The organism is Pseudoalteromonas sp. BZA4 (genome assembly GCF_040104395.1).
Lineage (GTDB): Bacteria > Pseudomonadota > Gammaproteobacteria > Enterobacterales > Alteromonadaceae > Pseudoalteromonas.
In genome coordinates this window covers 1-13,754 of record NZ_JBECOT010000040.1, presented here as the reverse complement: position 1 = coordinate 13,754, position 13,754 = coordinate 1, and the positions used below count along the sequence as shown (strand labels likewise).

12 protein-coding genes are annotated in these 13,754 nt (G+C 42.6%); 7 read left to right on the top strand and 5 right to left on the bottom strand.

All coding sequences use genetic code 11. From position 1 onward, the window contains the following. The 6 genes from murC to lpxC all read left to right on the top strand — a co-directional run bounded on the left by murC (window position 1) and on the right by lpxC (window position 6,667). Complete coding sequence (murC, locus tag ABMY41_RS15180) at window positions 1-1,452, top strand: UDP-N-acetylmuramate--L-alanine ligase (RefSeq protein ID WP_175082498.1); 1,452 nt, start codon at window positions 1-3, stop codon at window positions 1,450-1,452. Beyond that, window positions 1,449-2,369: a D-alanine--D-alanine ligase gene (locus ABMY41_RS15175; RefSeq protein ID WP_349275304.1), complete on the top strand. Its 921-nt coding sequence runs from the start codon at window positions 1,449-1,451 to the stop codon at window positions 2,367-2,369. The genes murC and ABMY41_RS15175 overlap by 4 nt, the downstream gene beginning before the upstream one ends. A 1-nt stretch (window position 2,370) precedes the next feature. After that, window positions 2,371-3,150, top strand: coding sequence for a cell division protein FtsQ/DivIB (locus tag ABMY41_RS15170; protein ID WP_054561046.1), 780 nt, complete (start codon window positions 2,371-2,373; stop codon window positions 3,148-3,150). Next, on the top strand, window positions 3,147-4,379 hold the full coding sequence (gene ftsA, locus ABMY41_RS15165) for a cell division protein FtsA (protein WP_054552726.1): 1,233 nt from the start codon (window positions 3,147-3,149) through the stop codon (window positions 4,377-4,379). The genes ABMY41_RS15170 and ftsA overlap by 4 nt, the downstream gene beginning before the upstream one ends. 21 nt (window positions 4,380-4,400) lie before the next feature. After that, on the top strand, window positions 4,401-5,651 hold the full coding sequence (gene ftsZ, locus ABMY41_RS15160) for a cell division protein FtsZ (protein WP_251601136.1): 1,251 nt from the start codon (window positions 4,401-4,403) through the stop codon (window positions 5,649-5,651). Between the two features lie 104 nt (window positions 5,652-5,755). After that, on the top strand, window positions 5,756-6,667 hold the full coding sequence (gene lpxC / locus ABMY41_RS15155) for a UDP-3-O-acyl-N-acetylglucosamine deacetylase (protein ID WP_036971181.1): 912 nt from the start codon (window positions 5,756-5,758) through the stop codon (window positions 6,665-6,667). Window positions 6,668-6,738: 71 nt separating this feature from the next. Here lpxC and yjjG read toward each other — a convergent pair whose 3' ends face one another. The 3 genes from yjjG to ABMY41_RS15140 are packed head-to-tail and all read right to left on the bottom strand — an operon-like array spanning window position 6,739 to window position 8,913. After that, window positions 6,739-7,413 carry a pyrimidine 5'-nucleotidase gene (gene yjjG, locus ABMY41_RS15150; RefSeq protein ID WP_287245060.1) on the bottom strand — a complete coding sequence of 225 codons (675 nt, stop codon included), beginning with the start codon at window positions 7,411-7,413 and terminating at the stop codon, window positions 6,739-6,741. 11 nt (window positions 7,414-7,424) lie between these two features. Continuing rightward, the gene (gene yjjX / locus ABMY41_RS15145) at window positions 7,425-7,964 is read right to left on the bottom strand and encodes an inosine/xanthosine triphosphatase (protein WP_175082496.1); all 540 of its coding nucleotides are present in this window, start codon (window positions 7,962-7,964) and stop codon (window positions 7,425-7,427) included. Window positions 7,965-8,013: 49 nt separating this feature from the next. Next, window positions 8,014-8,913, bottom strand: coding sequence for a phosphoribulokinase (locus ABMY41_RS15140; protein ID WP_054561042.1), 900 nt, complete (start codon window positions 8,911-8,913; stop codon window positions 8,014-8,016). A 230-nt stretch (window positions 8,914-9,143) separates the two neighbouring features. Here ABMY41_RS15140 and ABMY41_RS15135 point away from each other — a divergent pair, with 230 nt between their 5' ends. Next, window positions 9,144-10,013: a hypothetical protein gene (locus ABMY41_RS15135; RefSeq protein ID WP_175082495.1), complete on the top strand. Its 870-nt coding sequence runs from the start codon at window positions 9,144-9,146 to the stop codon at window positions 10,011-10,013. Window positions 10,014-10,178: 165 nt separating this feature from the next. On the opposite strand, the gene ABMY41_RS15130 is transcribed toward ABMY41_RS15135, so the two are convergent. Together ABMY41_RS15130 and ABMY41_RS15125 are read right to left on the bottom strand one after the other, a co-directional pair. Continuing rightward, window positions 10,179-12,749: a M1 family metallopeptidase gene (locus ABMY41_RS15130; protein ID WP_349275299.1), complete on the bottom strand. Its 2,571-nt coding sequence runs from the start codon at window positions 12,747-12,749 to the stop codon at window positions 10,179-10,181. A 112-nt stretch (window positions 12,750-12,861) separates the two neighbouring features. Beyond that, window positions 12,862-13,539 carry a hypothetical protein gene (locus tag ABMY41_RS15125; protein WP_062566485.1) on the bottom strand — a complete coding sequence of 226 codons (678 nt, stop codon included), beginning with the start codon at window positions 13,537-13,539 and terminating at the stop codon, window positions 12,862-12,864. Between the last annotated feature and the right edge of the window lie 215 nt (window positions 13,540-13,754).

Here is a 13,754-nt window from a genome sequence, read left to right as displayed (position 1 = left end):
GTGAAAGAAAGCACGATAAAAGAAAACAGCACTCGTCCTGCAATGCGTCGTATCGACACTATCCACTTTGTGGGTATTGGTGGCGCAGGCATGGGTGGTATTGCCGAAGTACTTGCTTTTGAAGGCTACCGCATCACAGGTTCAGACATTGCGCACAGTGCGATGACTGAGCGCTTAATTAAAGTGGGTGCAGAAGTATTTATTGGTCATGATGAGAACAATGTAAAAGATGCCAGCGTGGTGGTGGTATCAAGTGCGATTAACGAGCAAAACCCTGAGATTAAAGCAGCAAAAGCGGCGCGTATTCCAATTGTTCGCCGCGCAGAAATGTTGGCTGAATTAATGCGTTTTCGCCACGGTATTGCAGTGGCAGGCACTCATGGTAAAACAACAACCACGAGTTTAATCGCGAGCATTTATGCACAAGCAGGCCTTGATCCAACCTTTATTATTGGTGGTTTGCTAAACAGTGCTGGGAGTAATGCCAAGGTTGGTAAAAGTGACTTTTTAATTGCAGAAGCTGATGAGAGCGATGCGTCATTCTTACATTTACAGCCTATGGTATCTGTGATCACAAATATTGAAGAAGATCACATGGATACGTACGGCGGTAGCTTAGAAAAAATGAAAGACACCTATGTTGATTTCATTCATAACTTACCGTTTTATGGTTTAGCTGTGGTGTGTATTGACTCTGAGGTTGCGGCAGAGCTGATCCCTCGCTTTGGGCGTCCTGTTATTACCTATGGTGAGTCGGCAGAAGCTGATTACCGCATGGTTGATTTTAGCCAAACAGCGAATACTTGTTCATTTAATGTTGTAAATAAGCAAGGTGAAAGCCTAGCTGTTACGCTTAATATGCCGGGTAAGCACAATGCGCTTAACGCGACTGCAGCGATTGCGGTCGCTAAAGATCAAAACATCGCTAACCATGCAATTTTAGAAGCGCTAACAAAATTTGAAGGGGTGGGTCGTCGTTTTCAGCATTACGGAAGCTTTGAAAATGAGCGCGGCAATGTCATGTTAGTTGATGATTATGGCCATCACCCATCAGAAGTTGCGGCGACGATTGCGGCGGTTCGTGAAGGGTGGCCAGATAAACGTTTAGTGATGATTTATCAGCCGCACCGTTATAGCCGAACCCGTGATTTATACGAAGACTTTGTCAAAGTACTGGCTGATGTTGATCAGTTATTACTGCTAGATGTGTATTCAGCGGGCGAAGAGCCAATCGTGGGAGCTGACAGCAAGAGTTTATGTCGTAGTTTACGCCAGCGTGGTAAAGAGCCATTACATGTTGCTAGTAACTCTGAGCTTGCCGGTGTCCTAGCAAATACACTGCAAGATAATGATTTAGTTTTAACACAAGGCGCTGGTAACATAGGCCAGTTAGTGAAAAAGTTAGCAGCAACCGAGTTGTCCATTGAACAACTAAAGCAGGTAAACGTATGAGCCAGTTAAGTGACAAATTTGGCAAAGTAGCGGTACTTTTCGGCGGCACATCTGCCGAAAGAGAAGTATCTCTTAAATCAGGCCAAGCTGTATTGAATGCTTTGCAAAGTGCTGGCGTTGATGCCATTGCTTTTGATCCGAAAGATCAGCCGTTATGGCAATTAAAAGAATTAAACATTGAGCGTGTATTCATTGCCCTTCATGGTCGTGGTGGTGAAGATGGTACTATTCAAGGTGCACTTGAGTTTATGGGTATTCCATATACAGGCAGTGATGTTTTAGGTTCTGCGCTTGCGATGGATAAAGTACGTTGTAAGCATTTATTTAAAGCAATGGGGCTGAGCACAGCACCTTACACAGTGGTTGATAGCCGCCATGAGTTTGATAGCCAAGCGATTATTAATGAATTTGGTAAAGTGATGGTAAAACCGTCACATGAAGGTTCAAGCATTGGAATGGCAGAAGCAAACAGTGCAGAGCAACTCGATGCTGCGCTTAACGCTGCATTTAAGTTTGATAGCCAAGTGCTTGTTGAGCAATGGATCACTGGCCGTGAATTTACTGTTGCTGTACTAGGGCAAGATGTTCAGCCTGTCATTGAGATGACGACGCCAAATGGTTTTTATGACTATCAAGCTAAGTATCAATCGAATACAACTCAGTATCATTGCCCTGCAGATATATCAGTGCAAGAAACTGAATTGTTGCAAGATATGGCATTAAAAGGGTTTGATTTAGTCGGTGCAAGTGGTTGGGGTCGTGTTGATGCAATGCGTGATCAGCAAGGTAACTTTTACTTATTAGAAGTAAATACGGTACCAGGCATGACAGAAAAGTCTTTAGTACCAATGGCAGCAAAAGCTAATGGTGCAAGCTTTGAACAATTAGTTGTTCGCATTTTGGAGCAAACCCTTTAATATGCATCCTTTTTTAGAAAAAGCGCAACAATTAAAACAGCAGCTAAATTGGTCGTTGATTTTTGGTGTGAGCTTTTTTCTAGTAGTGATTTTTGCATTAGTAAAAATCACTACAGGCGTCTCAGATTGGTTGGTAGAGAACAAAGACGCACAAATAAAGCACTTATCAGTACTTGGGCAACCCCAATATACTGATGAGAAAGCAATTATTGGTGCAATAAAAAAAGCCGACTTATCGAGTTTTTTTGAATTAGACGTAAAACATGTGCAACGCTTAGTACAAGGCTTGCCTTGGGTGGCAACGGCATCGGTCAGAAAGCAATGGCCAGATACCTTGCAAGTATACGTTGTTGAGCATCAAGCTGTAGCGCATTGGAACAGTGACTTACTGTTAAACCAAGCTGGCGAAGTGTTCCAAGCAAGTAGTGATAAATTACCTACAAGCTTGCCACAGCTATATGGCCCAGAAGGCAGTGAAATCGAGGCGTGGACTGCTTTTAGTCAATTTCAAGAAATGCTCAAAGTGAATAACTTAGAGCTGACCAGTTTAGCGCTTTCTGAGCGCTTTTCGTGGCAGTTATGGCTTGATAACGGCATTCGCCTGAACTTAGGCCGCAAAGAAAAAGCAAAGCGTGTACAGCGTTTTATTGACGTGTATCCGCGCATGGAACAACGTGCAGATGCACAAATCGATGTTGTTGATTTACGGTATGATACCGGTCTTGCAGTGAGCTGGAAGCCAGTGCAAGAAGAACAATTAGAAAATAAGAGTAAGGCATGACCAAGTCAGCAGAAAGAAACCTAGTGATTGGATTAGACGTTGGCACATCGAAAGTTGTGGCCACCGTTGGTGAAATCACCGCAGATAACAAACTAAGCATTGTGGGTGTTGGCAGCCAAGTATCGCATGGTATGGATAAAGGCGGCGTTAACGACCTTAACCTTGTTTCTGAATCGATTCGTCGAGCTATAGATGAAGCTGAGTTGATGGCTGATTGTCGTATTAGCTCTGTTTATTTAGGTATTTCTGGAAAACATATCCAGTGCCAAAATGAAAGCGGTGTAGTGGCAATTAACAACACGGAAGTGACTGACGAAGATATTGAAAATGTCATTCACATTGCTCGTTCAGTGCCTATTTCGGCAGAACGAAAAATGCTACATGCATTGCCACAAGAATACAGCATCGATATGCAAGAGGGGATTAAAAACCCACTTGGCATGAGCGGTGTGCGTATGGAAGCTCGCGCGCACATCATTACTTGCTCAAACGATATGGCAAAGAATATCGAGAAATGTGTTGAGCGTTGTGGCCTTGAGGTGGATCAGTTGATCTTTACTGCACTGGCATCATGTTATTCAGTACTCACAGATGACGAAAAAGAGCTCGGTGTAGCCGTGTTAGATATCGGTGGGGGCACCATGGATATCACCATTTATATTAATGGTGCGCTTCGTCATTCAGCGGTTATTCCAGTGGCGGGTAACCAAGTGACTGGTGATATTGCAAAAATATTTAGAACACCTATATCACATGCTGAGTCACTCAAAGTACAATATGCGTGTGCGAGTAGCCAAATGGCAAGCAACGAAGACACTATTGAAGTACCGAGTGTTGGTGGCCGACCTGCGCGTATTATGTCGCGCCATACCTTAGCTGAGGTTGTTGAGCCACGTTTTAGAGAATTATTCGAGTTGGCGATGGAAGAAATACGCCGCTCAGGTTTTGAAGACCAAATTGCTGCAGGTCTCGTCATTACTGGCGGAACAGCAAAAATGACGGGTGCAATGGAAGTGGCTGAAGACATTTTCCAAATGCCAGTCAGAATTGGCAAACCAATCGGGATTGTTGGTTTGACAGATTATGTAGATGATCCTTCGTACGCGACCGCGGTTGGTTTGTTACAATACGGCCGTACAATGCAATCGATGAATGCACAAAAGTCGAAAGCTGAAGGTGATAATAATTGGTGGAACCGTATTACTAAGTGGTTCCAAGGTGAGTTTTAAGACTCAAGTCGGAGAGTAAACATGTTTGATATGATGGAACAGCACAGCGAAGAAGCTGTCATTAAAGTAATTGGCGTGGGCGGTGGCGGCGGTAACGCTGTTGAGCACATGGTAAAACAACAAATTGAAGGCGTACGTTTCATTGCTGCGAATACGGATGCACAAGCATTACGTAATTCATCAGCAGATGTAACTGTACAGCTAGGTACACAAATCACCTCTGGTCTAGGTGCGGGTGCTAACCCTGAAGTGGGTCGTAACTCTGCTGAAGAGGATGCTGAGACTATCCGTGCCAGCCTTGAAGGCGCTGACATGGTGTTCATCGCAGCTGGTATGGGCGGTGGTACTGGTACAGGTGCTGCGCCAGTGGTTGCTAAAATTGCTAAAGAGTTAGGCATTTTAACGGTTGCTGTTGTAACGCGCCCGTTTGACTTTGAAGGTAAAAAGCGTGCTGCAGCTGCTGAACAAGGCATTAATGAATTGTCAGAAACTGTAGACTCACTTATTACAATTCCGAACAATAAATTGCTTAAAGTTTTAGGCAAAGGCACTACACTATTAGATGCCTTCGCAAAAGCGAATGACGTGTTATTTGGTGCGGTACAAGGTATTGCAGAGCTAATCACACGTTCAGGTCTAATCAACGTGGATTTCGCCGACGTACGTACAGTTATGTCAGCGATGGGTACTGCGATGATGGGCACAGCATCAGCGTCTGGTCCTGACCGTGCGCAAGAAGCAGCAGAAGCGGCTATCTCAAGCCCACTACTTGAAGATGTCGATTTAACAGGTGCTAAAGGTATCCTAGTTAATATCACTGCAGGTATGGATATTGCGATTGAAGAATTTGAAATTGTTGGTAACCACGTTAAAGCTCTTGCGTCAGAAAACGCAACAGTGGTTGTGGGTGCGGTAATTGACCCTGAAATGAGCGACGAGTTACGTGTAACGGTTGTTGCAACAGGTTTAGGCGGCGATCGTCGTCCACAGTTTGGTATTGTTGATAATGGCTTTAAGAAAGCATCAGGTTCTGATGTACAAAGCTCAATGAACCAAACAACTAGCAGCATGTATGTACCAAGCTTTGCAAGTCAAGGTAGCAGCGATGATGTAAGCATGTCATCTGCGTCTGAAAAGCAAGAGCCAGTACAACAAAGTACATCGAGCAGCTCAGTATCATCAAGCAGCACTGAGAGCAGCAAAAAATCTGATAAGTCAGAAGGGGGAGATTATTTCGATATCCCTGCTTTTCTTAGAAAGCAAGCTGACTAAAAAGACTTTTACTGGTTATTTTGTTCGATAAATAAACAAATTGGCAGCTGAATGTATTTATGGTACAATTCGCCGTCTAACTGTAACTATAAGTGAGCGAACCTATGATTAAACAGCGTACGATTGCAGAAGTAGTCAAAGCCATAGGAATTGGACTTCATAAAGGTGAGAAGGTCACTATTACTCTCCGACCTGCGAGCGCAAATACTGGGATAGTATTTCGTCGCGTAGACCTTGATCCGGTTGTTGATTTTGAAACAACACCAGAAGCCGTTGGTGATACGCAATTGTGTACCTGTTTGACAAACAAAGATGGCGTTCGCTTATCTACGACTGAGCACCTTATTGCGGCGGTAGCGGCAATGGGTATTGATAATCTAATTGTTGAATTAGACAGCTCAGAAGTACCAATCATGGATGGTAGTGCATTACCATTCATCTATTTGTTACAAAAAGGCGGCATTAAAGAAGTAAATGCAGCTAAGCGCTTTATTCGTATTAAAGAAAAAGTACGCATTGAAGAAGGCGATAAATGGGCTGAGATCGAACCATACGATGGTTTCCACATCGATTTTGAAATTGCGTTTGATCACCCAGCAATCAATGAAAGCCGCCAACGTATCGGTTTAGATATCACGGCACAAAGCTTCACTGAAGAAATCAGCCGCGCACGTACTTTCGGCTTTATGAAAGATATCGAGTATATGCACGCTAACAACCTAGCATTAGGTGGTAGCATGGATAATGCAGTTGTATTGGATGAGTTTAAAGTACTAAATCCAAACGGCCTACGTTATAGCGATGAGTTTGTTAAACACAAAATCTTAGATTGTGTGGGCGATATGTTTATGACTGGCCACAACATTCTAGGTAAAATCACGGCTTATAAATCAGGCCATGATTTAAACAATAAACTACTTCGTAAAATTATGGCGACTGAGTCAGCATGGGAATGGGCAACATTCGATACCCCAGTGACTATGCCAGCACCAGGCCTAGAAGTAGCGACAGCTTAATCGCAAGCATATTACAGTTATAAAAAATGACGCTTTAAGCGTCATTTTTTTTGCCAAACTATTATCAAGAATTATAAGCCTAAAATAGCTTCAAGCTCGACCAACTGATTGATTTGATAAGTTGGTTTAATATCCTCTGGTAGCTCAACTCCCGGGTGTTGTAACCAACACGTGTCGATACCCACATTGTGACCACCTAAAATATCGCTGGTAGCGGTATCACCTACCATTAAAATCTGCTCTTTTGGCGGATTCCCCATCAATTGAAATGTATGTTGAAAAATCTCTGGGGCAGGCTTTGCTTTACCGACTAACTCTGAAATAACTAGCCAATCGAACATATCCTGTAAACCGGTGTGCTCTAGGCGTTTTTGTTGTAACTTAGCAAACCCATTGGTAATAATGCCTAGCTTGGCGTGTGGTTTTAACTTTGTAAGCAAGTCAACTGCACCAGGTAATGGCACACAAATAGATGCCATAGCGTCTAAGAAGCCATCGTTAAGCTCTTTTGCTGGCACATCGAGTCTATTAGCCCATTCTGTAAAGCGAGTTATCTGTAGCTCACTGGCGGTAATTTCATGCTTTTGATAAGCAACCCAAAGCGGCTTATTGGTTGCTTGGTAATGATGATAATCTGACTCAGTAAATTCTACGCCGTAATGTGCAAACATCACTTTTAAACCTTCGAATGCATTAAAACTAAATAGCGTTTCATCTGCATCGAATAATACGTGGCTATACTTCATGGTTATCCTAATTACTGGTTGAATAGGGTAGGGTGTGAAAATGGCGCCATGGCCAATGTCAGCGCTTGTATATAAGTACTTTCGCGCGTGGCAAGGTGATTGGTTAATAAGCCAATAGCACCACCTTGTTGTTTGATATTAACGGTATTGAACGCCTCATCCATGACATCACCTAGTTCTTTACCAGCTAGCAAGGCATCGTAAAAAGGTTGCGGTAACGGTAGGTTACTACTGCGACCAACGCTAAATTGCTGCTTGTTTGCAATCACTACAAAGGCAAAGGTTGCAGCGCCATAACTAAATTGTTCTGCGCCGCCTTCCATTGCTGCATAAAAGTCGGCGTCAAAGTGATCTTGGCAATACTTAACACGGTTTTCAGCGCCGATACGGGTTTCATCTTCGCCTAGCGGCTGATCAGGCACACCAGAAGGTGCATCTTCACCTTTGCATTCAATGGTATGATTTGGGAAATAAAGACTAAAGACATGTTTAGCCGCGTTAATTTTAACGGGGTTCTTTGAACCAACAATAACACGTAAAGTTTGTTTCAAGCCGACGACTCCATTGTTTTCACCAGAGTCAGCAGTGTACCCGAGTGAGTTAAATCGGCAAGTCAACCGGGGCTAAATTTTCAAGGGCGCGTTTTTTCAAAATAATATCTTTGATCAATGGGGTTAACACAAGCTCCATAGCTAAACCCATTTTGCCTCCAGGCACCACAAGGGTATTGATACGAGACATAAAGCTGCCTTCAATCATGCTCAAATAGTACGGAAAATCGACGTCATCTATGCCACGAAAGCGAATAACAACAAAGCTTTCGTCTAAAGAAGGAATATCTTTTGCGCTGAATGGGTTTGAGGTATCAACCGTTGGCACTCGCTGGAAGTTAATATGAGTACGCGAAAACTGCGGAGTAATATGATTTATGTAATCGTCCATCGAGCGCACAATAGAGCCCATTACCGCTTCACGAGAGTGGCCTCGTTCAGAGGTGTCGCGAATGAGTTTTTGGATCCACTCAAGGTTGATAATAGGCACCATACCAATCAATAAATCGACATGCTTAGCAACATCATGATTCTCATCGACAGCACCACCATGTAGACCTTCATAGAATAAGATATCTGTATTTGATTCTAAGTCTTGCCAAGGGGTAAAGGTGCCCGGTAATTGGTTATAAGGGACCGCTTCGTCGAAAGTATGTAAGTAGCGTCTGATTTTACCTTGCCCGGTTTCGCCATATTGATAAAAAAGCTCCTCAAGGGCGCCAAAATCGTTAGCTTCTCGGCCAAAGTAGCTAATATGCTTGCCTTCTTGTTGTGCTTCACGGACTTTTTTATCCATTTCTGGACGTGTATAACGATGAAAGCTATCGCCTTCGATGAAGGCTGCATCAATGCTTAAGCTTCTAAAAATGTGCTTAATCGCATTGGTGGTTGTAGTAGTCCCCGCCCCAGATGAACCGGTAATAGCGATGATAGGGTGTTTAGCTGACATAATTATTCTCGTTATTGTTGATACCAGTCGGCTTGAATTGTTAACCATTCTAGCGTGTTAAATGGTCAGTTACTTAGCTCGATTGGTATTATCGTGCATAAAATCAATCAGTAGAAACTGATAAAAAACGAACACGTCCTAGTTATAAAGGTCGAGCATGGTAAGGTCAAGTGACTGGCGGATTAATTAACGCTATCATGGGCTGATAAAAATTAAAACGAGAGAACAACATGAAATTGATTTCGTCTTTACTTTTCGTCGCAGCAGGGACATTTTTTACCAGTCACGTACATGCAGCGATGCCTAAAAGCGAAATATTACTTGCCGAGTTAGACACCCCATATGGTATGCAGGTGTCGCGAGTAACAGATGATAAAGCTTATAATAATCAGCCATTTTTAGTTGATACAGGGCTTTACTATACCCATGAGGTTGTTGACGAAAATGGCCAGTCACAAACCGATATTGCGTTTTATGACTTTACATCTAAGAGCAGCGTGAATATCACCAACACGCCTGTCAGTGAATACTCGCCTACGCTGATGCCAAATCAGCAAGCCTTGTCGGCAATCGTGGTTGAAGCAGATGGCAAGCAAAAGTTATGGCAGTATCCATTAGCAGAAGAATCTGTTGCTAGCCGAGTTTTTGAATGGATTGAGCCGGTTGGCTACCACGCTTGGGGCGCAGATGAAGACCTGATCATGTTCATCTTAGGTGAGCCGCATACGTTGCAATACACTCGTGTTGCAGCTGCTAAACCGCGTGTCATTGCCGGTGATATTGGCCGTACTTTAATTTTTGATAAGCACACAAACAGTTATTTGTTTAGTTATAACAAAAACAACCAGCATTGGGTTGCACGCTTTGCGCCGCAAACTGAGGAAGTTAGTGATTTATTTAGATTACCTGAGTCGGTGCAAGACTTTGCTTTAATTGACAAAGACACTGTGGCCTATGCGGTTAATAACCGAGTTCATAAGCGCAGTTTGACTGAGCCTGAAGTGGTATCACAGTGGCTTGATTTAAGACGCTTTTGTGATGGTTCAATCTCACGGTTAAATTACAAACAGCGCAAACTGGCATTTGTATGTAATAAATGAGTAACGCTTTCCAACTCGTATTTATAAAAGTGCACAGCCCATTCATTATGGTATTGCATTTAAAGTCACCTCACCTGACGCTGCTGAGCAATTATAACTAAATTAACCGCTATTTTAGCGCAATAAAAAAGGGCCACATTGTGGCCCTTTTCGTATTTGCTTTAATTAGCGTTTAAGGAAGCTATTCACCGAGTTTAGCTCACGGTTTTTCAGTGCAATACAATCATTGATGCTTTCTTCAAGCTTACTAAGAGAACGTGCATAACCTGGTACTTCAGTGATTTTATCGTTGAAGAAGGTTTTGGTTTTCTCTAGGCTTTTCGCATCACAGCTTGCCGTCGTGAAGAACGGTAAGTTTGGTACAAAGAACGGCGGTAAGTTCTTAGTGATGGCATCATAATTGTTGTAAATCCACTCAATAAACAGTGCTTCACGTTCTTTACCATAGCCTAAACCACCTAATAACGTACGCATATCAGAGGCTGTTACGTTATCTGTTAAGCTGTACTCTAGAACCGCTTTTTGTAACTCAGGTTTACCAAAGTAACCCATCGCTGCCAGCATCTTAGTACGCACTTGTGGATCTTTGGTGGTTTTAAAGGTTTGCTTGTACTTTTTAAGTAACTTCGCATCGCCATGGTAAGCCGCAAGGTTTAAGTAAGTTGAGGCTAAATATGGGTCAACATTTTCAGGGTTGTTTAAGTACAGTGCCGCTTGTGCTTTTGCAGTATCAATGACTTTTTGGTCTTGACCATCAAAACCTAAACGGGCAATAACTTGCGCACGCAATTGCGATGCAGCTGCATCTTCACCTGCTTTTGCTGTTAAACCATATTGTTTAGCAGCAGGTGCAATGCTGTTACGGATAAACTTAGGCCATAAGTCACGGTTGCTGTCGTCTTCGAATACGCGTTTTTGAGAAGCAAGGTAACCTAACGCTGTGTTTGCTACTAATGGGTGAGCATCACTCACAAAGGCTTCTAAAGTTTGCATTAAGTGAGCCGCAGAGATAACACCTGCATCAAGTAATGAATCAACCGCAGAAAGTAGCGCTAAGCGTTCACGAACAGTTAGCTTATCTGCGGCATTTTCTAGCAGAGCATTAAACTGAGCATCATCTAATACCCAGCGGTAATAACCCATGGCACCTTGATCTGGGTAGATCCACTCAGGTTCAAAATCGAGAGTTAGTTGCTGTGTTTCTTTATTCAGCAGTACACTTGCGGTTTTAACTTTGTCGCCCGCACCATACTTAATTGCAACCGGAACATTCCAAAGTTGAGCAGGTGCATCAACGCCAGCATTTACAAAGCGGCTTTGGCTGATGTTAATTTTCTTACCATCTTGCGTTACTTTAATAAGTGGGAAAGATGACTGTTCGATAAACGATTTAAGAACACTTGCTACATCTTTATTAGATGCTTCGCCTAGTGCTTGCCATAGATCAGCGGCTTCTGCATTTTTATACGAGAATTTTTTCAAGTAAGCACGAATACCTTGCTGGAATGCCTCTTCGCCAATCCAGTTTTCAACCATAGATAAAACCGCACTCCCTTTACTGTAAGCAAGGCCAAGGCCATCCATGATATCAGCTTCAGTTTTGATTGGCTTACGAATAGGTTTAGTACTTAAACGCGCATCTAGTGCCATCACATGGTTTTGTGGTAAGTCTAAGTGCGACTCAAACTCTGGGTTGATTTGTGCAGTGATTTTCGCTGCCATCCAGCTTGCGAATGCTTCGTTTAACCATAAATCATTCCACCACTTCATAGTCACTAGGTTACCGTACCACTGGTGCGCTAACTCATGGGCAATGATTGATACATTACGCTCTTTTTTGCTACGCGTTGCTGTTGCAAGGTCTACTAGTAAAATGTCTTCACGATAAGTCACTAGGCCTGCGTTTTCCATTGCGCCAAATGGAAACTCTGGCACTGCCACTGAGTCTAGCTTTTTGTATACGTAAGGAATGCCAAAATAATCTTCTAGGGCTTTTAACACACGCGGCATATTTTCTTTTGCGTAATCAGCAAGGTGAATTTTACCTTGTGGAGTCAGTACACGGCCAGGGATTGGCATGCCTTTAATTTCAAGCTCTTCAAACGGGCCCACAGCCATAGCGACTAAGTAAGAAGGAATCGGTGGTGTTTTGTCGAAAAAGTGCGTTGTCATATCGCCATCAACTTTGGTTTTTAAAACCGGTGTATTGGCATACACTTTTTGTGATGTTGGCGCTGTGATAGTTAGCTGAAATGGAATTTTATAACTTGGCTCGTCAAAAACCGGGAATGCACGACGCGCATCGCTCATTTCAAATTGCGTGAAAAGATAAGGTGTGCCTTGATCTAAAGTTTTATATAAACCAACACTTTGGCGGTTATAAGGTGCGGTAAAATCAACTTTTAAAGTGTATTTACCTGGCTGAATTTTTTCTTCACAAGCGAATTTAACTTTGCCTGTTTTTAGCATTTCAGCACTTAGGTCACAGTTTTCTGCACCTAAAATTTTCGCCATGCTAACTGCATAATCAATACCGTTTAATTCGATATAATTCGTTGCTTTTAGAACCTCTAAAGCAATTTCGGTATGACCAGAAAAATTGTCTTTGGCAGGATCAAGCGTAAGTTCTACTTGTTGTGAGCTAGGCTTGGCAAGCTTTTCGATAACATATTCATTGGCATGGGCTGAGCTAACAGCAAGTGCAACACTCACCGTTAATAGGCTTTTTAAGAACATAAGTATCCCTGATTTTTTGTTGTTAGAAAGGCACCTGCTATGAGGGGCGAATCACCATGCTATCAGGTTTTAATTTGAACAGTAATAAATAGTTAGTAACAAAGTTTGTCAGTTAATTATGGCGGTCAATGAAACGCTGCCAATGCAGTTGCGGGTTTATTTGTCGTATGTTTTGCAGCACGGTATTTAATAACTGCATATCAGCAAAGCGTTGCTCGTTGAAATCTTTAAAACCAAGCAAGTAGTTAAAGGCGTCTTTGCAGTTGGCTTGCAGTGCATGAATTCGCACTTGTTGTTCAAAGTTGAGCCGTAAGCTGCTTATCGCGGTTTTCATACCTTGCTGATCAACAGTAGGAATAGCGCACTTTTGTAAATAACCAGCGCGTTCACCTTCACCCGAAAACCAAATACGTACTTTTTCGCTGTAGCGACCAGATTTAGCGGGTAAATCAAACATCAGTCGTTGCTGATTTTGCTCATTTAAATAGCCTAAGTATTGGTCAAGTCCTGCATCGAGTAATGCATTGTGGATAGGCACATAGCGGGGTTTTATCTTGCCATGTGTATGAAAATCAAAGCAGCGAATTCCATCAAGGGTGACAATATTATCAAGGGTTAAATGGCCAATTTCATCGCTGTAGGCACCGGTGTAATAGGCAAATAAAGGCAGCCAAAAGTGCCAATGCTTAGCTTGTTCACGTGCTAAACGCTGATCACCATAAATGTAACCATTATACAGGGTATGTAATTCCATGGCCGAAAAGGGCCTACGACCAAGATGGGACTTCAACCTAATACCTTGATAATAAAGATGTGTCGAAGAGTATAACTGATATACCCAAACCACCTCAAGATGCGAGCTTCAGTTGGAATTAAAAGCACGGCAAGATCATTATAAATTGAACTTATAGAGCAAGTAGTGATCAGATCAAGGCATAATAATTACTTGGTCGCATAAATATGAGCACTACTTTTCTGAAACATTTTAATTCAATTACAGATCCT